This window comes from Flavobacterium rivuli WB 3.3-2 = DSM 21788 (assembly GCF_000378485.1).
Classification (GTDB): domain Bacteria; phylum Bacteroidota; class Bacteroidia; order Flavobacteriales; family Flavobacteriaceae; genus Flavobacterium; species Flavobacterium rivuli.
Map to the genome: position 1 here is coordinate 79964 of NZ_KB899974.1, position 26980 is coordinate 106943.

Here is a 26980-nt window from a genome sequence, read left to right on the forward strand (position 1 = left end):
AAGAAAAACACTTCACGAGATACTGATGTAGCGATTAAATGAACTTTTATTAAATTATAATTATTTTAATTTAATAAAGTCTCATTGTCTCAGCTACTCTTAAGATTAGCTTAAACTCAAGTTGCTCAGCCAATTTAGCCGTTTCGCCGCCGTTATTTTGTCATATAATACAGCGGACATGAATATTAATAAATCAATTAAATCAGGGATTAGAGTTTCTAAAAGGTTTGGACTTCTATATAATTTTATAGCAGGTTTTTTACTGTTGTCGTTCCTGCTCAGGCTTGTGTTTTTTATATGGCAATATAATGAGGTTTCGTGGCAGCCATTTGCATTTATAGAAACTATGGCAGCCGGATTATTTTTTGATCTTGGTGTATGCAGCTTTATTGCATTACCATCTGTGCTTTATGTTTTTTTACTTCCTAACCGCTTTATAGGTTCTGTGGCAGATAAATCGCTTACCTATTTTTTCTTTACACTTACAATACTGGTGCTGGCATTTACATTTTTTGCCGAGATTACTTTTTGGGAGGAGTTTCGCACCCGTTTTAATTTTATAGCAGTAGATTATTTAATATATACAAACGAGGTTATAAGTAACATTAAGGAGTCGTATCCGTTACCGGTGTTACTTGGTGGTGTGGTAGCGGTAACGGCTCTTATATTATTTATATTAGTAAAAAAAGGCATCTTTAAAGCTACGTTTACAACACAGGTTTCTTTTAGGCAAAGGGCTGTGGCACTTGCTTCTGCCGCGGCTGTAATGTTCTTTTACATAACTTTTATTAAAAATACTGATGCCGAATGGTCTGCTAACCGTTACAATAATGAGATTTCGAAGGCAGGCATTTATTCCTTTTTTGCAGAATTTAGGAATAACCGTATGGACTACGCCGATTTCTATACAACAATAAGCGATTCGAAAGCTTTTGCTATGGCGCGCAATGAGGTTAAAGAAACCAGTTCGCAATTTAAAGATCAGGGAAATTCTATACTAAGAAATGTAGATAATACAGGTGTAGAAGCCAAGCCTAACGTGGTTTTTATATTGATGGAAAGCATGAGCGCCTCATTTATGGCAGAGTTTGGCAATGCCAAAAACATAACGCCTAATATGGATGCGCTGGCACAAAATAGTATACTGTTTAGTAACCTATATGCAACAGGAACCCGTACTGTGCGGGGTATGGAGGCTGTAACGCTATGTATACCACCCACACCGGGTCAAAGCATTGTAAAACGCCCCGATAATCACGGGCTGCTTACAGTACAATCGGTCTTTAAAGAACATGATTATAAAAGCAACTTTTTTTATGGAGGCGATGGCTATTTCGACAATATGAACAGTTATTTTGGCGGTAATGGTTTTACAATTTACGACCGCGGGCACGGCAGTGTGCTAAGCGATGATATTAAAACCACCCGTCACCATATTGAAGATACAGATGTAACCTTTGAAAATGCGTGGGGAATTTGCGACGGCGACATCTATAAAAAAATGATAGCAGTTGCCGATGAGCATTATGCTAAAGGTGAGCCTTTTTTTAATTTTGTGATGACTACCAGTAACCATAAACCCTATACATATCCGGCAGGAAAAATAGACATTCCATCGGGTACGGGGCGCGATGGTGCCGTAAAATATGCCGATTATGCAGTGGGGCAAATGCTTCGCGAGGCCAAAACAAAACCGTGGTTTAAAAATACGGTATTTGTATTAATAGCCGACCATTGCGCCAGTAGTGCCGGTAAGGATGAAATAGATGTGGCTAACTATCATATACCTGCCATGATATACAACCTGCCTAATGGGATTAATGAGAAAATTACCAAACAGTGCTCGCAAATAGATCTTTTTCCTACTTTGTTCGCGCTGTTGCATTGGGATTATAGTTCTAACTTTTTTGGTAAAGATGTATTACAATCACAGTTTACTAACAGGGCGCTTATGGGCACGTACCGAAAACTTACACTTATGAAGGATAATAAGGTATTGATACTTAGTGACCAGAAGAAACAGCACTTCTATAATTATAACGTAAAAGACAACAACCTTACGCTGCAAACAATGAATAAGCCCTTTTTAAACGAAGCTATCTCATGGTATCAGAGCGCTGATTATTTATTTGTACATAAACTACTTAGAGAGCAACCCGCACATAATGTCTTTGTTGCAGCTAACACTTTAAAAAAAACCAACTAAATTATATGAGATAAAATTACGTAGAGCCTGCCTGCTTATGGGTGGACAGGAACTTAACACCCTAAATTTTTATCTTATGTTTAAATCACTTATGCTATTGTGGCTGTTGCTTACCGCCACAATTACTCACAGCCAAAGCTTTGTAAATGCCACTACAGATACCGTTATTATTTGCAAACCAAAAACAGGTAACTTAAAATTTAATTATAAACAACTTATTATTCCCGGTGTATTAATAGGGTATGGAACCTATGCGCTGGAAAGTGGACAACTTAAAAGTTTTAACCGTCAGTTACAAAAAGAAGTAACTGAAGATATAGACAATAAATTAACGATAGACGACTTTTCTCAATATGTACCTATGGCATCTGTATTTGCATTGCATGCACTGGGTGTAAAAAGTAAAAATACCTATAAAGACCAGGCACTAATAATGGCAACGTCATATCTTATTTTAAGCACTACAGTATTTAGCTTAAAATCGTTAACACACGAAATGAGGCCGGATGGTACCACCGCAAACTCTTTTCCGTCTGGCCATACTGCCAATGCTTTTGCCGGTGCAGAGTTTATGTGGCAGGAGTATAAAGATGAGTCTGTATGGTATGGTATATCAGGTTATTTAATTGCAACAGGTACGGGGGCTTTCAGGGTATATAATAACCGCCACTGGCTTAGCGATGTAGCAGCCGGTGCAGGTATTGGTATACTAAGTACTAAGATAGCATACTGGGTTAGCCCATTTTTAAAAGATAAACTATTTGGTCAGAAAGATAGTAACGTATCAACATCTATGATGCCATTTTACAATGGCAGCCAGGTGGGGGTGGGTATGGTTGTTCAATTTTAAGATTATACTTTTTCAAATTAAAAATGAACTAATTATTAAATTGTTTTACATGATTTTACAACATAATATTTAATAAATTGCCTTATCAAAATGGACAATTATTTCATGGCAAAAGAAATCCTAATAGTAGAAGACCAGGCCGGTATTTCTAACTTTTTACAACAGGGCTTAACCGAAGAAGGTTACAATATTACTGTTGAGGCGAGCGGCGATAACGGGCTCATTGCTGCACTAAATAATCCGTATGACCTTATACTGCTCGACTGGATGCTGCCTAAATTGTCCGGTCTGGAGATTTGTAAGACCATTCGTAAGTCGAATAAAGTTACGCCTATTATTTTTCTGACTGCCAAAGATACTGTACAGGAAACCGTTGCCGGGCTGCAAAGTGGCGCTAACGATTATATTAAAAAACCCTTTAGTTTTGAGGAGTTATTAGAGCGCATAAAAGTACAGTTTAGGAATACTGTTGATGATAAAACGGAATATACATTAGGGCCTGTTTCCCTAAAGACAGGTACCCACCAGGTTTTTAATGCCGATGGCGAAGTATTGCTTACGCAAAAGGAATTTGCTCTGCTCGAATTTTTATTAAAGAACAAAGGTACTGTGTGTACCCGTACCGATATTATACAGCAGGTATGGAACATTCATTTTGATTATGATACAGGAGTAATTGATGTTTTTATAAACGGTATCCGTAAGAAACTGGGCTTTACCAAAGAAGAAAGTTATATAAAAACCGTGCGTGGTGTGGGCTACATAGCTAACGAAACAGAATAAAACTATGGCACCATTATCTTTTAAAAACCGTATTGCGGTATATAACCTTGCAGGTGCAGCCACGCTGGTGCTGGTGGTGTTTATAGTTATTTACCACATTGTTTCTGCTGCGGTAAATTATGATATTAATCAGGATTTGCAGTTAGAGATAGACAGCCATACAAGTTTTGTAGCTAAACAACAGCCATTTGAGCGTTTTACAGGGGTAAATGAGTGGGACGAAAGCGAACATAAGGCTATAGTTATTAACCCTGTTTTTGTACAGATATTTGATACTAATGGTAAAAGCATTGAGAAATCACCCAATCTTAATGGTGCCAATTTAAAATGGAGCTACAGCCAACATGATAAATATACAGATACATTTGTATCTGGCATTGCCATACGGCAGCAAATGGCAAAATTGTTAAATAACGGTGAGGTAAAGGGATATGTTATAATTGCCATGTCGGTAGAACTGCCACATCGCGTGCTTAATAATTTATTATTCGTGCTTTGGGTTACTTATCCAATAGTGCTGCTTGTGCTCTTTGTTATTACGCGTATTATAGCAGGCAAAAGTATTGCACCGGCACTTAATATTATTAGTACTACAAAAAAGATTACCGAAAACAGTATTGATAAACGTATAGCACTACCTGTTAACAGGGATGAGTTGTATATGCTGTCGGCCACAATAAATGAGTTGCTGGAAAGGATAGAGAATGCCATAACACGCGAAAAACAATTTGCATCTCATGCATCGCATGAGTTACGCACGCCGCTTGCAATAATTCGCGGCACACTCGAAGTTTTAATACGCAAACCCCGAGAAACCGCCGAGTATGTAGAAAAAATAAACTATTGTATTGTTGAGGTTAACCGCCTTACAACAATGGTTGAGCAACTTTTGCTGCTGGCACGTTTTGAAAGTAATAAGGCGGCACTGCAGCTTAAAAGTACAGCGTTAGACGAAATTATTTTACAGGCTATGGAACGGTATTCGCCCGAAATTAAATCTAAAAATATAAGCGTTAATTTCAGTTTTAAAGATCACTTTTATGTTGTTACTGATGCTGCCATGGCAGCCATAATTATAGAAAATCTGCTTTCTAATGCTATTAAATACAGCTATGATGACGGCCATATTGATATAACACTTGTGCAAAATAGTGCTGATGTTACGTGTATGATAACAGATAATGGCAGGGGCATTGCAAAAGAAGACCTTAACCGGGTGTATGAACAATTTTACCGGTCTGAAGCTACAGAGCATACAGCTATTAAAGGCACTGGATTGGGGCTATCTATAGTAAAACGTTTATGCGATATGCTGGGTGCAACTATAGCATTAAATAGCGAAAAGGGGAGTGGTACTACCGTAGCGCTGACTTTTAAGTCGGGTAATTAATTATACTTGAAACGCTTCGACTTCTTTAACCTCGCCCGGTTGTAAATTTTCAAGTTGCACATTACCTATACGCACCCTTACTAACCGTAATGTAGGAAAACCAACTGCCGATGTCATTTTGCGCACCTGCCTGAATTTTCCTTCTGTAACTGTAACCGATAACCATGATGTGGGCCCATGGCGTTCGTCCCTGATTTTTTTGCCACGTAGTGGGAAATCCGGGATATCATTCAATAGGCGTGCTTCGCAGGGCAAAGTAATATATTTTGTCCCTTTAAAGCCTATTTCTACACCTTGCTTAAGTTTTTCTATAGCTTCCTGGTTTACCAGCCCATCTACCTGAACGTAATATTCTTTCTCCACTTTTTTACTGCGCACTATTTCGCTCATCATACCATCGGTAGTAAGCAGGAGCAGCCCTTCGCTGTCTTCGTCTAAGCGGCCTATAGCCATGGTACCTTCAGGAAAATCGTGCAGTTCGCCAAGAAGTTTTTTGTTGCGTTTAAGGTTATAAGTAAACTGACTAAGGTAACCGTAAGGCTTAAAAATTATAAAGTGGTGGTGCATGCTGTTAATCCAAATTTATTGGATTGCGAAAGTAAGGTAACACAACGAGGTTGCAAAATCATTTTAAGGGATTAAAATTATATTCCATTTCGACGAAGGAGAAATCTCATATAGTGTAGAGATTTCTCCTTCGTCGAAATGGAAGAGCTAAAAAGATTTATTTACACTCCACTTTAGGAATGGCATTTTCGGAAGTTGCAGCCTTATCCTTATAATGCCAAATACCATCTGGACCCTCGGCCATTTCGCCCATTTTAATTGAGGCATTGTTTGCGTCAAATATAATTACAAACTCTTCGAGATTAGTTGTGCCTTCTGCCTTTGCAGATAAAATGGTGTTAGCAATATTGTTTTTAATAGTACCTTTAAAATCGCCTGTTTTTTTGTCTTTGTAGTAAGGCAGCCATTTAAACGTACCGGTTATACTGTCGCCTTTTGTTTCTATATTAAGCAGTATACTATCGTTAACGGTTTTACCACCCTCTTTTATTTCGGTTACCTGCATATAGCATTGTTTAGTAACTACATCAGGTGCGGTTTGTTCTACAGTAGTCTGTTCGATAACGGTATCTGTGTTTTCTTTTTTTTGACAGCTAAACATTACAAGCCCGGCAGCAAGAAGTATTAATTTGTTTTTCATAGTTTTATGTGTTTAATTGTTTTGTCTTTTTAGTGTGAAAAGTAAATCTATTCCCGTTAAAATTAAACTTTTACTCACAAAAAAAGAACCCTGTTAAGAGTTCTTTAATATAAATATATTTTAGCAACAAAGATTAGTCCTCATCGTCTTCATCCTCATCATCAGCAATATCGTGTTTTTTGCTGCGACGGCTGCCGCCTTCTTCGTCATCGTCATCATCATCTTCGTCTGCATCGCCATCAGTATCTGCGTCATCTTCTTTAGCCGGAGCATCGTCGTCATCGTCATTGTCATCAATTTCCAGTTCTTTCAATGCGTCAAGATCATCTGCCGGTTCATCAATATCGTCATCATCAAAGTTTTCAATCCTGTCAGCCAGTTTGGTACTTACTTTTACAAGGTAAATAGTATCTTCGGTTTTTACTTCAACAGCCTCAATAGTTTCATTTTTGGCATTTTTAAAGCGAATGATGTGCGAATCATCATAACCGTCAGGGAATCTTTCGACCAATAGGGTCAGGATTTCATTTGTTAGTTTAGCGTAATCAACAATAACTCTTTTCATAAATCAACTATAAATCTAATAAGTAAGCAAATATAAGAGGTGCAACGATAGTTGCATCAGATTCTATAATAAATTTTGGGGTATTAATGTCAAGTTTTCCCCATGTTATCTTTTCATTAGGCACAGCACCGGAGTATGAACCATAACTTGTGGTAGAATCAGATATCTGGCAGAAGTAGCTCCAGAAAGGAACATCGTGCATTTCCATATCCTGGTAAAGCATAGGCACTACACAAATAGGAAAATCACCGGCAATACCACCACCTATCTGGAAGAACCCAACACCATTGCTGCTGTTTTTTGTATACCAGTCTGCAAGGAATGCCATATACTCTATACCACCTTTTACAGTAGTAGATTTTAATTCGCCCTTAATAACGTATGATGCAAAAATGTTACCCATAGTACTATCTTCCCATCCCGGTACAATAATAGGCAGGTTAGCCTCTGCTGCAGCATACATCCAGCTGTCTTTAAGGTCTATTTCATAGTACTCTTCAAGAACACCCGATAAAAGCATTTTGTACATAAATTCATGTGGGAAATAGCTTTCTCCTTTATCATCTGCATCTTTCCATATTTTGTAAATATGTTTTTGCAGGCGGCGGAAAGCTTCATGCTCCGGTATACAGGTATCTGTTACGCGGTTTAGTCCCCTTTCTAAAAGGTCCCATTCCTGCTGCGGTGTAAGGTCGCGGTAGTTAGGCACCCTTTCATAATGAGAGTGTGCTACCAGGTTCATTATATCTTCTTCAAGGTTAGCCCCTGTACACGATATGATCTGTACTTTATCTTTACGGATCATTTCTGCAAAAATTTTACCCAACTCGGCTGTACTCATGGCACCGGCAAGTGTAACCATCATTTTTGCACCGTCCTGCAATTGCTTTTCATAAGCCTTTGCAGCATCTACAAGTGCCGCTGCATTAAAGTGCAGGTAGTACTTCTCGATAAACTGGCTAATAGGTCCTTTATTCATTGTGTTCTTGTTTGTTGTTCTTTATTTTAAATTCAATTCTGTGTTCTAACTATTTCTCTTCTTGTACAGTAGTAGTGTTGTATCCTAAAATACTAAGTACATCTTCTGCTTTTTGTTGTTCAGAGAATATCTCTGTAGCAAGGAAGCCGTTCTCGTCCCTGTCTATAAGGATGTGTTTAGGCTGCGGTATAAGGCAGTGGTGCAAACCACCATATCCACCTATGGTTTCCTGGTAAGCGCCGGTATTAAAGAAGCCAATGTATAAAGGCTTATCGCGGTTATATTTGGGCAAATATATGGCATTTAAATTTTGCTCAGAGTTGTAATAATCATCGCTGTCGCACGTCATACCGCCCAGCAGTACACGCTCATACTGGTCATTCCACCTGTTAATGGCAAGCATAATAAAACGCTTGTTTATAGCCCAGGTATCCGGCAGGGTAGTTATGAAAGAAGAATCTATCATGTTCCATTTTTCCCTGTCATTTTGTTGTTTTTGATACAGTACCTGATAAATGGCACCGGCACTTTCGCCCACGGTAAACGAACCAAACTCAGTAAAAATATTAGGTACGGGAACATCGGCTTCTTCGCACGTTTTTTTAATCTGGTTGGTAATTTCGTCTATCATGTACTGATAGTCGTATTCAAAATGAAGCGAATTTTTGATTGGGAAACCACCGCCTATGTTTAGGCTGTCCAGTGTAGGGCATTCTTTTTTAAGGTTAACATACACCTTTAAACACTTAGAAAGTTCGTTCCAGTAGTAAGACGTATCCCTTATACCTGTATTAATAAAAAAGTGAAGCATTTTTAGCTCTACATTTTTATTTTCATGAATTTGTTTGCGGTAAAAAGGTAAAATATTTTTGTAGCCAATACCAAGGCGCGAAGTATAAAATTCAAACTTAGGCTCTTCCTCGGCAGCAATACGGATACCTATTTTAAACTTACCGTTTATTTGTTCCTGTAACAGGTCAAGCTCTTCGTAGTTGTCAATAATAGGAATGGTTTGCTTGTGGCCATTGTTCATTAACCTTGCAATATTTGTTATGTACTGGTCTCTTTTAAAACCGTTGCAAATAACATAGGTATTCTTGTTTATCTTGCCACTTTCAAGTAATTTCTCAACAATATTAATATCAAAAGCTGCCGAGGTTTCAATGTGAATATTGTTTTTAAAAGCCTCATTCATAATGTATTCAAAATGAGAGCTTTTTGTACAATAGCAGTAGTAATATTTACCGTCGTACTTATTTTTTTCCATGGCATTCCTAAACCATTCTTTTGCTTTTCGAATGTTGCTGGAAATTTGCGGCAGGTACGTAAACTTTAGCGGGGTACCGTACTGCTCTACAAGTTTCATTAGGTCTATGTTATGAAATTGCAGGTTATCTTTGTTTAACGTAAATTCTTCCTGAGGAAAGTAAAACGTTTGATTTATAAGGTCAAAATATCTTGTGTTCATTTTATGAAATTTGGGGAAAAGTGATTATAAAAATAAGAAATATCCTAATGGTACAACCATTTTCAAACCCTTAAATTAGCATATCGTATCTGTAACTCGTCGTGGCAGTTATTAATACTGTATAAATCCGTTGCAGAATGTACTATCCTGTTAGCAGGAAGCAGCACATTTACATTGGCTAAAGCCTTGTATTTATTAACCACGCTTGTAAGGCAAAATACCTGTTGTTTTAATTTCATCCCGGCAAATGTAAAAAATAATAATGCGTATTTAAAAACAAATGTCTTAAAAAATTGTTAGTTTTGATAGTCGCCGAAAGCGTTGAATATCAATTGGTTCTCTGCCTCCTTGTTGATAACTGCATGGCCAATGCGCTCTAACAGTACAAATTGTACCTTCCCGGCCTCATTTTTTTTATCATGTATTAATAATCCTATAACAATGTCTATATCCTGTGGTGTAAATTCAACCTTAGGGAATATAGAATGTATAACCTCTTTTATCTGAATATATTCGGCTTGTGGCAACAGATTTTTAGCTACAGATATGTGTGCTTCCAGTATCATGCCTATAGCAATGGCCTCACCATGCAAAAGTGTGGTTTTAAGTGGGCTTTCTAAAAAATAAGATTCAATAGCATGCCCCAGCGTATGCCCAAAGTTTAATATTTTGCGCAGTCCTTTCTCTGTAGGGTCCTGCATTACCACTTCATTCTTTATTTGAACCGACCTGTAAATAAGGCTATCTAAATCATTTGTGGTTAAACCGTCAAGGTTGCTAAATTGCGCCCAATACTTTTCATCTTCAATTAACCCGTGCTTCAGCATTTCAGCAAGTCCCGATCGCATTTCTGCAGCCGGCAGTGTTTCTAAATACTGACTGTCTATTAAAACGGCTACAGGGTTATTGATAACGCCTATCTGGTTTTTAAGTACTCCCAGATCTATACCTGTTTTACCACCTACAGATGCATCTACCATGGCAAGCAGGGTAGTGGGCACATTGATAAAATCCATACCGCGTTTAAAGGTAGAAGCAGCAAACCCGCCCAGATCAGTCAATACGCCGCCGCCCACATTTATTACAAGGCTTTTACGATCGGCACCCATATCAGTAAGTGCATGCCATACTTGTATGCAGGTTTCAATAGTTTTATTAATCTCGCCGGCATCAAATTCTATAATTTCGATAGGCAACTCTGTAGCCAGCTGTGCTAAAAAATTAGGCAGGCAGTGCTGCGATGTGTTTTCGTCGGCAATTATAAATATATTGCTGTAGCTGCCCGGTGCTAATAATGCCTGCAGGTAACTGTAGCAATCATCATTAAAATATATGTTGTAGCCGGAGCTGGTAATGTGCTGCATGGTTTTGTATTAAAGAAATGGCAAAATAAGCTAAAAATCGCTTTATATTCTTGAACAGTATTTATATTTGCATAAATTTTTTTAAAGTAATGGAAAAGATCTTCAATAATACCGCTGCTGCTTTTGCACTTAAAAGTGATACCGAACTGGACAGGGCGTATTTCCTGTTTAAAATGATAGCGTCTGAACCACTGGTGCGTATAGGGACAGCAGTGACAAATTTTGCCCTTAAGGCGCATTTGCCGGTAGAAGGGCTTATTCGTGCTACGGTTTTCGACCATTTTTGTGGAGGAACTACCGAAGAGGACTGCCTGCCTGTGGTAGAAAAAATGTTTACCAAGGGTGTATCGTCTGTGCTTGATTATTCTGTAGAGGCTAAAGAAGACGAGGCTGAATTTGATAAGGCGCTGGAGAAGACCCTTAAAACTATTACGTTTGCTAAAGAAATTAGTGCCATACCCTTTGCCGTTTTTAAGCCTACGGGTTTTGGGCGTTTTGATTTGTATGTAAAGCTGGGCGAAGGTAAAACCCTTAACCTTGAGGAGGCTGCCGAATGGAACCGCGTGCTTAACCGCTTTGAAATTGTTTGTAAAGCAGCCCATGCTAATGATGTAGCCTTGCTTATTGATGCCGAAGAAAGCTGGATGCAGGATGCTGCAGATGACCTGGTGGCCAACCTGATGGCAAAATATAACAAGGAGAAACCTATTGTTTTTAATACCCTGCAAATGTACCGCCATGACAGGATGACTTATTTGAGAAAATTACACACACTTGCACAGGAACAAGGCTTTTATATAGGTATGAAAATTGTGCGTGGCGCTTATATGGAAAAAGAAAATAAGCGTGCTGCCGAAATGGGTTACCCGTCGCCAATCTGCATTTCTAAAGAAGCTACCGATATTAATTATGATGATGCTATTGCTTATATGACCGGGCACATTGATAAAATGGCCATTTTTGCGGGTACACATAACGAAGAAAGCTCTTATAAATTAATGAAGCTCATGAAACATAACGGCCTTGATAAAAACGATAACCGCGTTTGGTTTGGGCAGCTGTATGGTATGAGCGATAACATAAGTTATAACCTTGCGGAGAATGGCTACAATGTTGCTAAATATCTTCCGTTTGGTCCGGTGCGCGATGTTATGCCATACCTTATTCGTCGTGCTGAAGAAAACACCTCGGTTTCAGGCCAAACAAGCCGCGAACTTAATTTACTTGCAACAGAGCGTAAAAGAAGAAAACTGGAGGAGTAGTAAATTTATAGGTAGTTTAACCTTCGCTGTCATTGCGAGGCACAATGCGATCTAATTATTTGCATACTAATGAATGCGGATGAAAGCAAAAGTACTTACAGGCCTGAATTGGCCCGATTGAGTGTAGATGGTTCCCCTCTTGAGAGGGGTTAGGGGTATGTTATATAGGATTAATATACATATCACTTAATTCACTTCATTATTACTTAGCAAACAATTTTACTCCGTACTTAAGTAAACTGTGAACAACCCCAATCCCTCTCAAGAGGGGAGCCAGCTGCACTCAGCCGTAAAACCCGCATAAGTTTTTTTTCAATCCGCCTTATTTGCGTTCTTTAAGCGAAAATCTAAATTTTTCCGTACAACCATTCAGCGAAATCATTAACCGTATAAAACAATTCATCAGGGTGTAGGGCAATTAGTTTTTCAGGTTCGGCAGTTTCCGCCCAGGCAGCAGCGACAATGGAGATGCCCGCTTCACGACAGGCTGTAATATCGCTTGGTGCATCGCCCACGTAAATAATCTCATCTTTATCAAGATCCTCCCATTTATTAAGAATTGTTTTTATTCCCTCCGGCTTGCTTGGGCCGGTGCGTATTCCGGTCTCTAATAGTTCGAAATACGTTGTAATTCCAAAATGCTGTAGTGAGATATCGGCACTGGCTTTTCCTTTTCCGGTAACCATTGCAGTACGGATGCCGTTAATTTTAAGTGTTTCAAGAATTTGCGGCATACCATCAAAAATTTGAGGGCACATATCGTGCAGGGCAGTATATTGGGTAATATAATCGGCTAAGCCCTTGTCGTAAAAATCAGGGGCAAGGGCTTCAATAGTTCCTTCTTCCGATGGGCCAAAGGTAGCAATGATCTCTTCGTCGGATATTTCTCTATTTATCAACGGCTCTATAGATTTCCTAAAGGCACTAATACACAGCGGTAAAGTATTGGCTAACGTGCCATCGAGGTCGAAGATTACGGCTTTTATTTTTCGCATTTCATTTTAATTTTTACCAACTCTACACCCCCTTAATCGCCTCAAAAGTCTGCGAGGCAATATCTTCGGCATCGGTAAGCATTTCATCGCCTATAGACGATGTCATTTTATACCCCAGTCCGGCGGCAATGGCCTGCCCCACAAAGGGTATCCATTTGGAGATTTCTTTTTTAGCAAAGCCCATACCTGCTTTTTTAAGGAGTAACAATATAGCTTCGCGGCCTATGTATTTAGAGGCAAACTGCACCGCTTTGGCCACAATAACTTTCGATTTATTATCGCCCAACAGGGTAGAACTGTAGTGTATTTGTTCTTTTTTAAGGCCGTAAATTTCCTGTATATCGGTGCTCATTTTATAGAGCAGTCCAAGATCTACCGATATGTCAAGTCCCGGAATAGGATTTAGCCCATTTGCTGCCGAAAGCGCAGCATAACGGGAGATTAATTTAGTAGAAAGGTCGCGTTTTTCTTTAAGCAGGTTGTGGCTAATCACGTTAACATCGGCAATAAAACGCTCGCGCTTTATGCTGTTAAGGCTGTTAGAAATATCGTCGAGAAGTTTATTAAGGTCGTAACGGGTAGGGTAGTCGGCAGATGTAAGATAGATGCCTTTTACATTATAGTTCTCAAGGCTTTTCTTTAGGTCGGCATAAATGCTGTTATACGTTTCTTCTTCGGTAATACCACGCTTTAATGCACGGTCTATAGAAAAATCGAGCTTGGTACGCACCGGGAATACCGGGATTTTAAGTTTGGCAATTTCGGTAATCAGGTACAGGTCATCCTCAAAAAAACGATCGGAAGTAACAAGGATTACACAGTCAAAATTCTTAATACCCATAGTTTCAATATAGGTATCCATAGGGAAATTAATAGTAGAGCTTCCGGGCAGATCATAAAACAGCAACCCCTTATGTTCTATAGGTTCACTGATTTTCATAGTGGTTTCTATCTCGCCTACGGCAGATACTTCTTCGCCTACAATAGCATTTATAAGCGATGACTTTCCTGTGCCGCTACGGCCTATGATACCGCATTTAACCTTTGCATTTTTAAAATTTTCCAAATCCTGTTTACATTGTTCTAACGCCTGCGTTATATTACCGTTGCCTATGTTCATTGAGTTATATACTTGTTAAATCAAATATAGCAATCATTAGGTTAAAGGTATCTTAAATGCAAGGACAATGTTTTATGACTAACTTACATATAAATTACAACTGGCTTTTTTCAGGATACTTTATTAAGTGCAGATACAATTTGTACAAAAAATAAAACAGTACAATAAGTAAAATAAAAATAAGAAGGTCTAAAAGTAGCATTTGCATAAAACTGTCGTGTTGGGTAATTTCTGTTTCCATAGTTTTAATTTTAGGGGCATTAATACTATGTAGCTAATTTACGGTTTACCACAGTACAAAAAAATACCCATTAGTAGGGATTTTTCAATTTTTAAATCGTTTTCGTTTTTAATTAAGTTATTGATTTTTAAATATTTATGTTTAAAGCTTATAAATATATGTTTTTGGTTCTTTCAGCTTAAATAAGTTTATCCTGTTTGCCCAATTTTCTTACATTTGGTTTTTATACCATCCATTGTTTATGAAACAATTATTTACCTGCCTCTTTATTTGTATTTGCCTGTCGTTACAGGCACAGCTTAAAAGCCCTGCCGATTTTTTACCATCTTATGGTAAACAGGTTACTTACCATTATCAGGTCGAAAATTACTTTAGCTACCTCGTACAAAATTCGGGTTATATACAGCATAAACCTTATGGACAAACCAACGAGGAACGCGGACTGAATGCCTACTATATTTCGACCCCCGAAAATTTGAAGGATATAGAAAACATCCGCCAGAATAACTTGTACAATATTGGCATGGGGCCAAAACCTGCCGTTGCTATAGATAAGGCCATTGTGTGGCTTAGCTTTAACGTTCATGGCAATGAACCTGCGGGCACAGAAAGTGCTATGAATGTTGCTTACGAACTTATAAACCCTGCCAATACTGCTACAAAGGAGTGGCTGCAAAATACTATTGTGATACTGGACCCCTGTGTTAACCCTGATGGATTTTCGCATTACGGCAACTGGCTGCGAAGCATTAGTGGCAAAGAACCCCACACTGGCACTACCGACCGTGAACACATGGAACCCTGGCCGGGTGGGCGAGAGAATCATTATGCTTACGACCTTAACCGCGACTGGGCATGGCAGGTGCAAACAGAGACACAACAGCGTATGGCGCTTTATAATGAGTGGATGCCTATGGTACATGTAGATGTGCACGAAATGGGTTTTAACGAGCCGTATTTTTTTCCGCCGCCGGCAGAGCCTATGCATGACTATATTACACCGGCACAAAAAGATTTTTATAGCGTAATTGGCGAAATGACGGCTAAAAAGTTTGATGCCAATGGCTGGAGCTATTTTACCCGTGAAGTGTATGATTTATTTTATCCCAGTTATGGCGATACCTACCCATCATTTAACGGGGCGGTGGGAATGACGTATGAGCAGGGCGGTATTGGTGCAGGGCGGGCAGTACAAATGCGCAATGGCACTACACTAACGCTTCAGGACAGGATAAACCACCATACTACAGCAGTTCTTACTGCGGTAGAAACGGCATCATGGCAAAAAGATAAACTGGTTAAAAACTTTAGGGCTTATTTTAAAGACAGCCGCGAGAACCCTAAAGGCACTTACAGGACTTACATAGTTAAAAATAACGGCAAGACCGAAGAGCTGGCTAAGCTTCTTACCCGAAACAAAATACAGTATGCTTTTGCCGATGAAACTAAAAAATTATCAGGTTACCATTACCAAAGCGATAAGGACAAAGATTTTGTGTTGGAGCCAAATGATTTAATTATTAGTATCAACCAGCCTAAAGCATTGCTTACACAGGTTTTGTTTGAGCCGCAACAGCATTTAAGCGATAGTTTATCTTATGATATTACCGCATGGGCACTGCCGCATGCTTATGGTATAGATAGTTATGCACTAAAAAAGGAAATCTCTGTTAAAACTAAAACAGAAGTAACGTACAAAGGCAAGTTTGAATATGACAGGGTCTATGCCTATTATATTCCGTGGAACGGGCGGGCATCGGCAAAGATACTGGCTCAGTTGCATAAAAATAAGATAAAAGTAAGGTCTGCCCGCAAAGCCGCTCTATACAGAGGCATTAAAGTGAGCCCCGGCGACCTCGTGGTTTTAAAAGGCGACAACAGCCAGCTTACCGAATTTAAACAGGCAATGACCGTACTGCTGGAAAGCAAACGCGATTATGAAGTTATAGAAAGTGGGTTTGCCATTAATGGGTCAGATCTTGGTGGAGAATCCTATCCGCTGCTCGAAGAGCCAAAAGTTTTACTCGTAGCAGGCAAAGATGTAAATAGTACCGATTTTGGGCAGGCATGGTTTTATATGGACGAAATTATAGATTATCCGGTAAGTATAGTAGACCTGCAAAATTTTGCAGGTGTAAAACTGGCAGATTTTAATACCCTTTTAATACCCGACGGATGGTATTCATTATCGGAACCGGAAAAAGTGAGGATAGATACTTTTATAACTAATGGCGGTAAAGTTATTGCAATGGGTGGGGCACTTAACCTGTTTGATGACAGGCCGGGTTACAGCCTTACAAAATATGCAACCGATGCTGCCCGTAATACCGCAAAAGATAAAGAAGAGGCCGAAGAGCTTAATGCGCGTTATTACAACTACGAGAGTTTTTTAAGGCGCGGAATATCATCTGTAGTTACAGGTGCTATTATAGAAAACACTATAGATACCACCCATCCGCTTAATTATGGACTGGGCAATACCTATTTTAGCCTCAAAATAAGCGATGCCCGTTACCAGTTGCTTAAGGGGGCTGTAAACACGGCATATATTCCGGCAGGTTATAAAAGTTTTGGTTTCATTGGCAGCAGCCTTAAAAAGACTTTTGCTAATACCGTAACCTTTGCCGTAGAGCAAAAAGGGCAGGGGCAAATAATTTATATGGTAGATAACCCTCTATTTCGTGGGTTTTGGGAGAACGGAAATCTATTGTTTAGTAATGCATTATTTTTAGTGAACTAATACATTTGCATGATTTACAAAATTCTGAATACTACAGCAGCCTGTTTGTTATTATAAAAGTACCAAAATAATTTAGGGCTGATGTCAAATTGTAAAACAATAGTGCCGTATTTTAAACAATATTGATTTTATATTCAGATAAGCAGTTTAATACAACTTGAGAATGCAGCGACATACCCAATAAATATAAACTTGAGTAAAAGCAAAAAGTGACAGCCTCTTTTCACTTTTACTCAAGTATTTGCTTAAACTTTGTTAAGCTGCTCTTTAAGCATAGTGAGGTGTAGGGTAACACCGGCATGGCTTTTCTCTTCTTCTAACACTGAAGTAAATATATCTTCTGCCTCATCCTTCTTGTTAAGGCCAAGATATCCAAGTCCTTGCATGTAACCGCAGTGTATCTGGTTACGGCGGTCAAGATCGTCTTCCAATATTTGCAGGTCGGGTAGTGATACTGCAAAATAATCTATAGTTACATTATCGTTACGATGTTTCTCGCCGTAAGAAGCCAGTTTTTCAAAGCGTGTATTGGCAGCATCCGGGTTATTTAATTTTAGTAAAGCAAGACCCTGATAGAAAATTTTGTCAGGTTGTTGGTCGTTGTAAAAAATTGCAGCCGTTGGTTCGTCAAGTCCTTCCGATGCTTTTTTCCACCATTTTTTTGCTTCTTCCGTATTACCGTTTTTCTCAAATGCTACACCCAGCCAATAAAAAATATCATTTTCCTGAGCACCATCAAGCTTGCCTTCGCCCAGGTTATCCGGGTAGGTTTGTGCCTGAACCAGATTAGATATGGCTTCCTTATATTTACCTTCCATTATGTATTTTTTAGCCATTTCTATAAGGCTTGTAAGGTACTGCCCGGCCACTTTACCTTCACCGCCCTCCCACGGGTGGAAAATACGGTTTTGCAATAGCGTGTAAGCCTTATCGTGCTTACCTAAAAGGTTGTATAAGGCAATCCGCTCCAAATAAATATCGTCACGCTGAATGACAAGTTCTAAATGTTTCTCTAAAAAGGCCAGCCTGTATACAAGGTCTTTATTAAAGCGTTTGTATAACTGGTCGAGCTCCATAAGTATACGGGAATCGGTAGGGTCTAGTGCAAACGCTTTCTCTAATAATGCCAATGCTTCCTGTGGTTTAGCCACTTTATTAAAATATCCAAGGGCAAGGTTGCGGTGCACAGTAGGGAATTTAGGGTCAGCCTCTATAGAGGTTTCCCAAGCGGCAATAGCTTCATTATACTGCCTTGCTCCGTACCAAAAGTTACCTAAATAATAATATGCCTTAGCATCGTCAGGGTTATTTTTTACCGCTGCCGTGAGTGCCTGTACAGCCTCTACCTGGTTAGGAAAACAATATTCAGGACTGGCTTCAGCTCCTTTTTTGTAGGCCGCAGTAGCTTTAGTGGTGTCGCCTGCTTTTTCATAGAACCAACCAAGGTAATACCATCCCATAGGGTAGTGTTCGTTATCATTGTTTATGCCCAGTTGTAATAGGTTTATAGCTTCTGTGTAAAAACCGGCAGCAGCATAATCCTGTGCATACTCTATATAATTGTGAATATTGCTACGAATTAATAAATGCAGTGATTGCATGTCGGCCTCATTGTTGCTTAACAGGTATTTTTCATAAAGCGCACCGTAATTAAAATGGTCTTCGGCAAGATAAGCATCGTTAAGTTGTAACGCTTTTTCGGCCTGTCCTAATTTACGAAGCAATGTTAACTGCAAGTGCAGCGCCTTATGGTCCTGTGTGTTTTTAGCAATGGCTTTGTTTACATGCACTAATGCCTTATCATAATCGCCTTTAAGGGCATCAAGCTGGGCTACATAAAAATAAGCTTGGTTTTGCCACGCAGCATTCCATGCGCTTTTGTAAAAAGCATCGTAAGCCTCACTGTTCCTGCCTGAATATTTAAGGCACAGGCCAAGGTTAAAATAGGGTTCGCCCTCATAAGGGTTAGGGTTGCGTTGTGTAAGTGTTTTTATTGCTGCCCTGAAATAAGGTTCGGCCTGGCTAAATTTTGCCTTACGCATGAGCCATAACCCCATGGCATTGTTACTGCGAATATCTCCTGCATCGCGTCTCAGCGCTTCCTCATAATAAGGAATTGGGCTATATGTTGCATGGCGGTATTGCTCTAAATGCAAAGCCGTTAAAAACAGCTGCTCATTGTTTTCTATATCTTCAGGCGCCATAGCAGGTTTTGCGGGTTCCGGGATCTCAGCTTCGTTAGGCCCTTCATATTCCCAGTCTACCAGTACTTTACCTTTAGCATCAGTAACAGATATTGATAACCCTTCAAGGTTATCCTCAGTATACTCAATTTCTTTTTTGTAAGAAGTAGTGGGTGAGGCGTCATATTCCTTCTTCAGGATAATGATATTACCATTTTTAACCGTTATTTTAGTATTAGGATACACACCTGTAGTATATACTTTTACAACAAGTTTGCCTTCTATTTTCTCTAAATTAACCATGGCATCCTGTGTCGCATTTTTTACTACCCCAAGATCGCGGTATGGCATAAAATACTGTACAAAATCTTTTTGCTCTCCGGGCATCAGCCACGAAAAATCGGGTTGGTTATCGGTATAAACACCACACATCAATTCAATATAAGGCCCGTCTTCATCGGTAAGGTTACGGTCCCACGCACGCCCAAAATCGCCGTTACCCCACGTCCACTGTTTTTTTCCGGGAGATACATGGTGGTTGGCCACGTGGAGCAGGCCACCTTTAGAATCGTTTTCATAGCCACCTACAAAATTATATTTAGATGTAATAGCCATGTACGATGTAGGCACAGGGATATTTTTATACTTAGAAATGTCGGTTCCCGGTGAGTAATCTACTTTATAATAGGTGCCTTTAGCAATGGGAAACGATGATACATCGCGCTTGCCATGGTCGAATACCGCATTAACATCGGGCGGGAAGACAGACTGGTAATCATCATTTACCTTAACGGCAGGATTTGCCCACCATAAAAATGTTTGCGGAAAAGGGGTACGGTTATATAGCTTAGCCCTTATTTCTAAATAGGATTTATCTGGGTGTAATGTAAAGCCAGCCATACCCTTAGTGCGGAACATACGTTCCAGTTCGCTGCACCATACGGTCGCGCTGCCGTCGGCATGTTCTTCAATGGTAAAATCTACCGCATCAAAAGTACTTGGGCGGTGGTGTTGCGGCCAGTTAAATTCTATTCCGCCAGATATCCATGGGCCTGTTAAGCCCACCAATGCAGGTTTAACAACCCGGTTGTAATATACAAAATGGCGCTCTTTGGTCTTATCATAAGCCATGTGTACGCGGCCGCCAAGCTCCGGCAATATCATTATTTTAACAAAGTCGTTTTCAAGATATACTGCCTGGTATTCCTTATCAACTTTTACATCTTCTATTTTCTCTATAACAGGGTACGGATATACAGATCCGCTGCTGCCTTGGTATACTCGCTTTTCTATAAACACAGGGTTTTTTTCAGGTTTTCCCGTCTCATACGTGGGCAGGATCACTTTTTCCTGCCAAACATTTACTTTTTGCATAACAATGTACTCTAAGAGATGAATTATATTTTGGTAGTGGCTTTTTTGTCTTTAAGAAGTAGTTCCTCAATTTCTTCCAGGCTTTTATTCTTGGTTTCCGGCAGTCTTTTTAATACGAATACGAAACCCAGTGCGCAGATGATGCCATACACCCAGAAGGTGCCCGATGTGCCAAGGTATTCGTTAAAGAACGGGAAGGTTTGTACCAGTAGGGCAGAGGCTATCCATAGCGCGAAGGTTGCTATAGACATTGCCACACCACGAATGCGGTTAGGGAAAATTTCTGAAAGGATAACCCAAACAATAGGTGCTAACGACATGGCGTATATGGCAATAGCTAATAAAACCAGAAGCAATAACGGAAGGCCGGTAACATGTGCGTAGTAGAAATACCCCATTACGGCATAGATAACAGCAAGCCCGCCAGAGCCTAAAAGCATAAGCTTTTTACGTCCCAGTTTATCCACAGTGCCCATAGCTACAATAGTAAACACAAGGTTTATGCTGCCTGTAATAACAATGTTCATAAACAGGTCGTTAATACTGTATCCTGCAGATACAAATATTTCCTGAGCGTAGTTAAAAATAATATTTATACCACACCATTGCTGGAAGGCTGCCAATACAATACCTATGGTAAGTATGGATAATGCTTTTTTGTCGAGCAGCATTTTAATATCGGTACGCTTATCTTCGGTCGAATCAAAAGTTGCTTTAATGTTAGATAGTTCATTCTCGGCATAAGATAGCCCGCCTATTCTGGCAAGAGTTCCTTCGGCCTTTGCATATTTATGTTTTTTAGCCATATAACGTGGGCTTTCGGGTATAAGGAACATAAGTATAAAAAAGAGCACGGCAGGTAGTAAACCCGCCCAAAACATATAGCGCCATCCTGTTTGCCCGTTCCATGAAGCCATTATCTGTTCGGGCGTAAAGCCATCAGGGACAGATTCTGTAATAAGCATGTTAGTTATTTGTGCGCCAAGTATGCCTATAACAACAGTAAGCTGATTTATAGATACAAACAGCCCACGGGTTTCCTGCGGAGCAATCTCTGCAATGTATAAAGGCGAAATGGTAGAAGCTATACCAATGCCAATACCGCCAATAATGCGCCAGATGATAAATGCCGTAAAAGTTTCTGACGCTCCTGTGCCTAAAGCAGATAAGGAGAATAATACGGCAGCAATAATAAGTAGCGGGCGACGCCCGTAAGTATCGGCAAGTTTGCCGGCAACAGCAGCACCGGCCACGCAGCCCACAAGGGCACTACTCATGGCCCAACCTTGCAGGGCCGGAGAATTTGCAATGCCAAAATAGAGTTCATAAAATGGCTTGGCACCGCCAATAACCACCCAGTCATAACCAAAAAGGAGGCCGCCCAATGCAGCCACAAGGCTAATAGAAAGCAGGAAAGTATAATTATAGTTTTTCATAAAAGGTTTTATAGCAGATGTAAAATTAGCAGAATGAACCCTTTTGAATATGGATATTTTTTTTGAATGAATGGACTATTATCTGATTTTAGGGTTGAAATGGCTAAAAACCGAAATCGGTTGCGTTAGTGGCGGTATTCTGCACGGTATTGCAGGGGAGATGTACTCATTAATTTTTTAAATAAACGCGAAAAGTAAAGAGGGTCGTTAAAGCCAAGGGCAAAGCTTATTTCTTTTATGCTCATAGATGTAAAACTAAGGTATTGGCAGGCTTTTTGTACTTTAAGGTAATTAAAATAATGTATAGGAGAATAGCCTGTACGTTTTTTAAATAAGGTAAAAAAGTGCGATGGTGAATAGCTAAAATGTGCTGCCACATCATTTACTTTAAGAGGCATTTCGAGATGTTTTTTCATATAGTCTATTGCAGCCTCAACTGTATTATTCTCTGAATATTTTTTGTCTTCACCATAAAAAAAACTTTCATATAAAAAGGAGTTTAACAGCTGCCATAGCGATAGGTTTACATACTCAAGGTTAGTTGCGCTATAGCCATCTTCCATTACGTTAATAAGGTTGTCAAAAAGGCCTATACGACGTTCTTCCAGGGCGAGCAAAGGCGCGCCTTCCGGATGCAGGGATGTAAACTTATCGTAAAAATGGGCTGCCTGTACACCGGTAAAATGTATCCAGTAAATACTCCAGGGGTTTTCTGCCAGTGCATAATATTCATGCGGCAGGCCGGGTGGTATAATATAATACGTGTTAGGCTTAAGAAAGACAGTACGATTTTCCAGCTCTATAGTGCCTTCACCCTTGTAACAATACATTAATATAAACTGTTTGCTGCCATTTTTGCGCTTTATAAGATGGTGGCTGGCCTTTGGGAAAAAACCAATATCTGTAAAATAGAGGCTGCTTACCAACGGATTCTTTTTAATACCCGAAACAATATTTTTAGGTAGTACAATCATGCGCTGGCCTAAAAATCCTTCCTTAACCCTAATGTTTTCTTCTGTGTTCATTAATGTTTGTTGTAGTACCTTATTACTAAATGCCAGAATTAATATTTATCATAATTTAATCCATGTTTATAAAAATATTGTCCATTGTATTTTAATGGTACAATTCTATTTTTGTAAGTTTACTATATCGATTTCTAAAACCTGAGATTCTTAGTTACTTAGAACCTTAGAGTTATACAATACTAACGAAAATTTCTTTATGAATCAGGTTATTACTAAAACTCACCATGAACATTTTGGCTATCATAACGGCAAAGCAATATTTGTGTTCCGGTTGACAAATATACACGGAAATTATATTGAATTAACAAATTATGGAGCAATAGTAAAATCCATAGTGGTGCCGGATAAAAATGGATATCGCAGTAATGTGGTATTGGGTTACCCAACCCTTAAAGGGTATTTGGCAGATAGAGCATATATAGGAGCAACCATAGGCAGGTTTGCTAACAGGATAGCAAATGCCCAATTTTCTATTGACGATCAACATTATCAATTGCATAAAAACGATGGCATAAATAACAACCACAGCGGGTTTAGCGGGTTTAATAATAAAGTGTTCGACTTTGTTTTGGGTTATGATAATGTTGCCTTTTTGCTTGATACCCCTGATGGCGAAGGTGGTTTTCCCGGCAAATTAAAAGTAAAAGTGGTCTACAAATGGACAGATGCCAATGAGTTTATAATAGAATATTTTGCAGAGACTGATAAACCTACGCCCGTAAATTTTACAAATCATGCTTATTTTAATTTGTCCGGTAGGGATGAAACTATTCATCGTCATAAGTTGCAAATAGAAGCGGATTCAATGTTAGAAAGTACACCGCAATATATTCCCACGGGGAAAATTATTCAGGTAAGCATGCAGGGCTTTCATGGCCAGGCGTTAAGCGATGTTATGAAAGACGGCGGACTCAATAACTTTTATATTTTTAATGATGATATACCAAAAAATAATCCGGTTTGTATACTTTCTGATGATGTTTCCGGTAGGGTAATGAAGGTTTTTACTACATATCCTGGAGTACAATTGTACACAGGCGATTTTTTAGATAGTGCAGACGAAGGGCATAATGGCAAGCGATATAAACCTTTTGATGGCCTTTGCCTGGAGTGCCAGTTCTATCCTGATAGCCCTAACCATGCTAATTTCCCGGATACTATTCTGCAACCGGGACGCACATATAAGCATACTATAACATACGCTTTTGGTATTAAATCATAAAGTAATCATAGTCTTGTACCGTCAGGAAAACTAATGGTTATATTTGTATTTTATACAAATTACGTATGCAATACAATACCCTTAAAAGATCAGGCCTTAAAGTAAGCGAAGTCAGCTTTGGCTGTATGTCTTTAAAAGCTGATGTTAAAGATAATGATGTTATTATAGGCAAAGCCATAAGCGAAGGCATTAACCTGTTTGATACTGCCGATCTTTATGATAAAGGCTCTAATGAACAACTGTTAGGCAATGCGCTAAAGGGCAAGAGAAACGATGTGCTGATATCTACCAAAGTAGGCAACCGCTGGAAAGAAGACGGTTCCGGTTGGGACTGGACACCGCGTAAAAACTACATTCTTAAAGCTATAGACGATAGCCTGAAACGTTTACAAACCGATTACATAGATTTATACCTGTTGCACGGGGGTACTATTGAAGATCCTGAAGATGAGGTTATTGAAGCTTTTGAACGATTAACAGATTTAGGGAAGATACGTGCTTACGGCATTTCGTCTATTCGCCCTAATGTTATCAGGGAATATGTAAGCCGGTCGAATATTGCTGCGGTAATGACCCAATACAGTTTATTAGATCGCAGGCCGGAAGAGGAAACTCTTAGTCTTTTGCAGAAAAATGAAATAGGTGTTTTGGCCCGTGGTACAGTAGCTTCGGGGCTACTGGCAGATAAACCGGCTAAAGAATATCTAAATTTTACTAAAGAAGAAGTAACCGCTATTTTAAAAGAATTTAATGCGAATATCCCTGAAGGTAAAACGCCATCTGTTACCGCCACACGTTATGCAATAGATAATCCTGCTATAACTACCGCTGTAGTGGGTATAAGGACCATGCAACAATTGAAAGATGCCTTAGCTGCCGGGAATGCAAGTCCTTTGTCTGCAATTGAAATTGAAAATTTACAATTGTTAAAAAGTGTTAACTTTTATAAAGAACACCGTTAAAAAATATTTTAGCTGTATACTATATTTCTTACCTTTAGGGTATGGACAGATTACAATTATATGGCAGGGCCGATTCGGCAGCGGTATATCCCATACGCGAATTTTTACGCCGCAGTGTGGTCGATTTCGACTGGATTGAAATTAACGATAAGAATATCGCTTCACAATTTTCTAAAGATACTACGGCAGCAATTAAATTTCCTGATGGAGACTTAGTTATTAACCCTACTATAGAACAAATTGCCAGACATTTGGGCTGGATAAAAAAGCCAAGCCTTGCAGAATATGACCTTTCTATATATGGAGCAGGCCCTGCGGGATTGAGTGCTGCGGTATATGCAGCATCTGAAGGGTTAAAGACTATTCTTGTAGAAAAAGAAGCTATAGGCGGGCAGGCGGGTACGAGCTCTCTAATAGAAAACTATATGGGTTTCCCTAAAGGGATATCGGGTGCAGAACTGGCAGAAAGGGCACGGCAGCAGGCACTAAAATTTGGTGTGGAAATATTGCTGCTTGGCGAAGGTATAAAAGGTACTTTTTATGATAACCGCATTCATGTAGATCTTGCCAGTGGCGATAAAATGGTTGCCAAAGCTAACATTTGCGCTACAGGTATAGATTATGCCGAACTGGGGCTGCCTAACGAAAAGCAATTTTTTAATAAAGGTGTTTATTATGGTGCGGGTATGGGCGAAGCCTGTTTTTGCAATGGTAAAGATGTGTACATCATAGGTGGTGGAAACTCGGCGGGGCAGGCAGCTTCTTACTTTTCGGGCTTTGCGCAAAATGTTTTTATGGTTATCCGAAAGGGCAACCTTGCAGAAACGCTATCTGATTACCTTGTAAAACGCATTACCCAAATACCTAATATACACATACTTTATAATTCTGAAGTAAAAAAACTGGAAGGCGATAATATATTACAGCGCATTTGTATTTATAACTCTGTTACCGGCAACGATGAGTGGCATGATACGAGTAAGCTCTTTATTTGCATAGGAGGTAAGCCAAATACAGACTGGGCCGAAGATACAGCCATTATACGCGACAAAAACGGTTATCTTGTAACGGGCAGCGACCTTTTAGACTTTCAGGGTTTCCCTGCATGCTGGCCGCTGGAAAGAAGGCCCTATCATTTAGAAACCAGTATGCCCGGCTCTTTTGCCGCAGGCGATGTACGGTTTAACTCTGTTAAACGTGTTGCCGCCGCAGTGGGCGAGGGTGCCATGGCAGTAACTATGGTACATAAATATCTTGCAGAACTATAACTACTAAATCAAAAAAAACATTATGAGCGATCCTAATTTTTGCAGCCACTTAAATGCTATAAGAGAAGTTATTACCAGCAAAACAAACGTATGCGAAGAGTGTGTAAAGCAACATACCCAGTGGGTGCATTTGCGCATTTGCCAGGATTGTGGCGTTACCTTATGCTGCGACCAGTCGCCGCAGCAGCACATGCGTAAACACCATAATGCTACCGGTCACCCTGTTATAGCATCGGCACAACCGGGAGAACGCTGGTTGTATTGCTTTGTAGACGACGAAATGTTAGAGTATTAAAATTACGCATTTTTCTTTAGTAAAACCAACGGAGTCACTTTA

General features: G+C 39.5%; 22 protein-coding genes. 10 read left to right on the forward strand and 12 right to left on the reverse strand.

Annotation, left to right across the window (positions count from 1 at the left end):
• Nucleotides 1-178: 178 nt before the first annotated feature.
• The 4 genes from F565_RS0117325 (at nucleotide 179) to F565_RS0117340 (ending at nucleotide 5229) form a co-directional block, all read left to right on the forward strand.
• Entirely contained in the window at nucleotides 179-2206 is a 2028-nt protein-coding gene (locus F565_RS0117325; protein WP_020214511.1) for an LTA synthase family protein, read from the forward strand.
• Between the two features lie 76 nt (nucleotides 2207-2282).
• Nucleotides 2283-3056, forward strand: coding sequence for a phosphatase PAP2 family protein (locus tag F565_RS0117330; RefSeq protein ID WP_035642558.1), 774 nt, complete (start codon nucleotides 2283-2285; stop codon nucleotides 3054-3056).
• A 105-nt stretch (nucleotides 3057-3161) separates the two neighbouring features.
• Nucleotides 3162-3839 (forward strand): response regulator transcription factor, encoded by a 678-nt coding sequence (locus F565_RS0117335; protein ID WP_154652653.1) that lies wholly within the window; start codon nucleotides 3162-3164, stop codon nucleotides 3837-3839.
• Nucleotides 3840-3843: 4 nt separating this feature from the next.
• Complete coding sequence (locus F565_RS0117340; protein ID WP_020214514.1) at nucleotides 3844-5229, forward strand: sensor histidine kinase; 1386 nt, start codon at nucleotides 3844-3846, stop codon at nucleotides 5227-5229.
• Here the strand turns inward: F565_RS0117340 and F565_RS0117345 are convergent, their stop codons facing one another.
• The 7 genes from F565_RS0117345 to aroB form a co-directional block, all read right to left on the reverse strand.
• On the reverse strand, nucleotides 5230-5796 hold the full coding sequence (locus F565_RS0117345) for a pseudouridine synthase (protein ID WP_020214515.1): 567 nt from the start codon (nucleotides 5794-5796) through the stop codon (nucleotides 5230-5232).
• 157 nt (nucleotides 5797-5953) lie between these two features.
• Complete coding sequence (locus F565_RS0117350) at nucleotides 5954-6436, reverse strand: hypothetical protein (protein ID WP_020214516.1); 483 nt, start codon at nucleotides 6434-6436, stop codon at nucleotides 5954-5956.
• Between the two features lie 133 nt (nucleotides 6437-6569).
• Nucleotides 6570-7001, reverse strand: a complete 432-nt coding sequence (locus tag F565_RS22935; protein ID WP_020214517.1) for a hypothetical protein — start codon at nucleotides 6999-7001, stop codon at nucleotides 6570-6572.
• Nucleotides 7002-7008: 7 nt separating this feature from the next.
• On the reverse strand, nucleotides 7009-7980 hold the full coding sequence (locus F565_RS0117360) for a deoxyhypusine synthase family protein (protein WP_020214518.1): 972 nt from the start codon (nucleotides 7978-7980) through the stop codon (nucleotides 7009-7011).
• A 49-nt stretch (nucleotides 7981-8029) separates the two neighbouring features.
• Complete coding sequence (locus tag F565_RS0117365; RefSeq protein WP_020214519.1) at nucleotides 8030-9448, reverse strand: arginine decarboxylase; 1419 nt, start codon at nucleotides 9446-9448, stop codon at nucleotides 8030-8032.
• Between the two features lie 62 nt (nucleotides 9449-9510).
• Complete coding sequence (locus tag F565_RS22940) at nucleotides 9511-9687, reverse strand: hypothetical protein (protein WP_020214520.1); 177 nt, start codon at nucleotides 9685-9687, stop codon at nucleotides 9511-9513.
• Between the two features lie 57 nt (nucleotides 9688-9744).
• Nucleotides 9745-10812, reverse strand: coding sequence for a 3-dehydroquinate synthase (gene aroB, locus F565_RS0117375; protein WP_020214521.1), 1068 nt, complete (start codon nucleotides 10810-10812; stop codon nucleotides 9745-9747).
• A gap of 89 nt (nucleotides 10813-10901) precedes the next feature.
• Here aroB and F565_RS0117380 point away from each other — a divergent pair, with 89 nt between their 5' ends.
• Entirely contained in the window at nucleotides 10902-12074 is a 1173-nt protein-coding gene (locus F565_RS0117380; RefSeq protein ID WP_020214522.1) for a proline dehydrogenase family protein, read from the forward strand.
• 347 nt (nucleotides 12075-12421) lie between these two features.
• On the opposite strand, the gene F565_RS0117385 is transcribed toward F565_RS0117380, so the two are convergent.
• The gene (locus F565_RS0117385) at nucleotides 12422-13069 is read right to left on the reverse strand and encodes an HAD family hydrolase (RefSeq protein ID WP_020214523.1); all 648 of its coding nucleotides are present in this window, start codon (nucleotides 13067-13069) and stop codon (nucleotides 12422-12424) included.
• 22 nt (nucleotides 13070-13091) lie between these two features.
• On the reverse strand, nucleotides 13092-14189 hold the full coding sequence (locus tag F565_RS22480) for a GTPase (RefSeq protein ID WP_020214524.1): 1098 nt from the start codon (nucleotides 14187-14189) through the stop codon (nucleotides 13092-13094).
• 482 nt (nucleotides 14190-14671) lie between these two features.
• On the opposite strand from F565_RS22480, the gene F565_RS0117400 reads away from it, so the two are divergent.
• Nucleotides 14672-17170, forward strand: a complete 2499-nt coding sequence (locus tag F565_RS0117400) for a M14 family zinc carboxypeptidase (RefSeq protein ID WP_020214526.1) — start codon at nucleotides 14672-14674, stop codon at nucleotides 17168-17170.
• Nucleotides 17171-17415: 245 nt separating this feature from the next.
• Here the strand turns inward: F565_RS0117400 and F565_RS0117405 are convergent, their stop codons facing one another.
• The 3 genes from F565_RS0117405 to F565_RS0117415 form a co-directional block, all read right to left on the reverse strand.
• Nucleotides 17416-20727, reverse strand: coding sequence for a DUF5107 domain-containing protein (locus F565_RS0117405; RefSeq protein ID WP_020214527.1), 3312 nt, complete (start codon nucleotides 20725-20727; stop codon nucleotides 17416-17418).
• A 23-nt stretch (nucleotides 20728-20750) separates the two neighbouring features.
• Nucleotides 20751-22163 carry a sugar porter family MFS transporter gene (locus tag F565_RS0117410; protein ID WP_020214528.1) on the reverse strand — a complete coding sequence of 471 codons (1413 nt, stop codon included), beginning with the start codon at nucleotides 22161-22163 and terminating at the stop codon, nucleotides 20751-20753.
• A 125-nt stretch (nucleotides 22164-22288) separates the two neighbouring features.
• Nucleotides 22289-23188, reverse strand: coding sequence for an AraC family transcriptional regulator (locus F565_RS0117415; RefSeq protein ID WP_020214529.1), 900 nt, complete (start codon nucleotides 23186-23188; stop codon nucleotides 22289-22291).
• A 199-nt stretch (nucleotides 23189-23387) separates the two neighbouring features.
• On the opposite strand from F565_RS0117415, the gene F565_RS0117420 reads away from it, so the two are divergent.
• From F565_RS0117420 to F565_RS0117435, 4 genes are all read left to right on the forward strand, one after another.
• Complete coding sequence (locus F565_RS0117420) at nucleotides 23388-24413, forward strand: aldose epimerase family protein (protein WP_020214530.1); 1026 nt, start codon at nucleotides 23388-23390, stop codon at nucleotides 24411-24413.
• 65 nt (nucleotides 24414-24478) lie between these two features.
• The gene (locus tag F565_RS0117425; RefSeq protein WP_020214531.1) at nucleotides 24479-25375 is read left to right on the forward strand and encodes an aldo/keto reductase; all 897 of its coding nucleotides are present in this window, start codon (nucleotides 24479-24481) and stop codon (nucleotides 25373-25375) included.
• Nucleotides 25376-25416: 41 nt separating this feature from the next.
• Nucleotides 25417-26643: an NAD(P)/FAD-dependent oxidoreductase gene (locus F565_RS0117430; protein WP_020214532.1), complete on the forward strand. Its 1227-nt coding sequence runs from the start codon at nucleotides 25417-25419 to the stop codon at nucleotides 26641-26643.
• A 22-nt stretch (nucleotides 26644-26665) separates the two neighbouring features.
• On the forward strand, nucleotides 26666-26938 hold the full coding sequence (locus F565_RS0117435) for a UBP-type zinc finger domain-containing protein (RefSeq protein WP_020214533.1): 273 nt from the start codon (nucleotides 26666-26668) through the stop codon (nucleotides 26936-26938).
• Nucleotides 26939-26980 lie beyond the last annotated feature (42 nt).

What these genes read in the sequence shown, in the direction of transcription:
- F565_RS0117325 (WP_020214511.1), top strand. Translation starts at nt 179, where the DNA reads ATGAATATTAATAAATCAATTAAATCAGGGATTAGAGTTTCTAAAAGG.
- F565_RS0117330 (WP_035642558.1), top strand. Translation starts at nt 2,283, where the DNA reads ATGTTTAAATCACTTATGCTATTGTGGCTGTTGCTTACCGCCACAATT.
- F565_RS0117335 (WP_154652653.1), top strand. Translation starts at nt 3,162, where the DNA reads ATGGCAAAAGAAATCCTAATAGTAGAAGACCAGGCCGGTATTTCTAAC.
- F565_RS0117340 (WP_020214514.1), top strand. Translation starts at nt 3,844, where the DNA reads ATGGCACCATTATCTTTTAAAAACCGTATTGCGGTATATAACCTTGCA.
- F565_RS0117345 (WP_020214515.1), bottom strand. Translation starts at nt 5,796, where the DNA reads ATGCACCACCACTTTATAATTTTTAAGCCTTACGGTTACCTTAGTCAG.
- F565_RS0117350 (WP_020214516.1), bottom strand. Translation starts at nt 6,436, where the DNA reads ATGAAAAACAAATTAATACTTCTTGCTGCCGGGCTTGTAATGTTTAGC.
- F565_RS22935 (WP_020214517.1), bottom strand. Translation starts at nt 7,001, where the DNA reads ATGAAAAGAGTTATTGTTGATTACGCTAAACTAACAAATGAAATCCTG.
- F565_RS0117360 (WP_020214518.1), bottom strand. Translation starts at nt 7,980, where the DNA reads ATGAATAAAGGACCTATTAGCCAGTTTATCGAGAAGTACTACCTGCAC.
- F565_RS0117365 (WP_020214519.1), bottom strand. Translation starts at nt 9,448, where the DNA reads ATGAACACAAGATATTTTGACCTTATAAATCAAACGTTTTACTTTCCT.
- F565_RS22940 (WP_020214520.1), bottom strand. Translation starts at nt 9,687, where the DNA reads ATGAAATTAAAACAACAGGTATTTTGCCTTACAAGCGTGGTTAATAAA.
- aroB (WP_020214521.1), bottom strand. Translation starts at nt 10,812, where the DNA reads ATGCAGCACATTACCAGCTCCGGCTACAACATATATTTTAATGATGAT.
- F565_RS0117380 (WP_020214522.1), top strand. Translation starts at nt 10,902, where the DNA reads ATGGAAAAGATCTTCAATAATACCGCTGCTGCTTTTGCACTTAAAAGT.
- F565_RS0117385 (WP_020214523.1), bottom strand. Translation starts at nt 13,069, where the DNA reads ATGCGAAAAATAAAAGCCGTAATCTTCGACCTCGATGGCACGTTAGCC.
- F565_RS22480 (WP_020214524.1), bottom strand. Translation starts at nt 14,189, where the DNA reads ATGAACATAGGCAACGGTAATATAACGCAGGCGTTAGAACAATGTAAA.
- F565_RS0117400 (WP_020214526.1), top strand. Translation starts at nt 14,672, where the DNA reads ATGAAACAATTATTTACCTGCCTCTTTATTTGTATTTGCCTGTCGTTA.
- F565_RS0117405 (WP_020214527.1), bottom strand. Translation starts at nt 20,727, where the DNA reads ATGCAAAAAGTAAATGTTTGGCAGGAAAAAGTGATCCTGCCCACGTAT.
- F565_RS0117410 (WP_020214528.1), bottom strand. Translation starts at nt 22,163, where the DNA reads ATGAAAAACTATAATTATACTTTCCTGCTTTCTATTAGCCTTGTGGCT.
- F565_RS0117415 (WP_020214529.1), bottom strand. Translation starts at nt 23,188, where the DNA reads ATGAACACAGAAGAAAACATTAGGGTTAAGGAAGGATTTTTAGGCCAG.
- F565_RS0117420 (WP_020214530.1), top strand. Translation starts at nt 23,388, where the DNA reads ATGAATCAGGTTATTACTAAAACTCACCATGAACATTTTGGCTATCAT.
- F565_RS0117425 (WP_020214531.1), top strand. Translation starts at nt 24,479, where the DNA reads ATGCAATACAATACCCTTAAAAGATCAGGCCTTAAAGTAAGCGAAGTC.
- F565_RS0117430 (WP_020214532.1), top strand. Translation starts at nt 25,417, where the DNA reads ATGGACAGATTACAATTATATGGCAGGGCCGATTCGGCAGCGGTATAT.
- F565_RS0117435 (WP_020214533.1), top strand. Translation starts at nt 26,666, where the DNA reads ATGAGCGATCCTAATTTTTGCAGCCACTTAAATGCTATAAGAGAAGTT.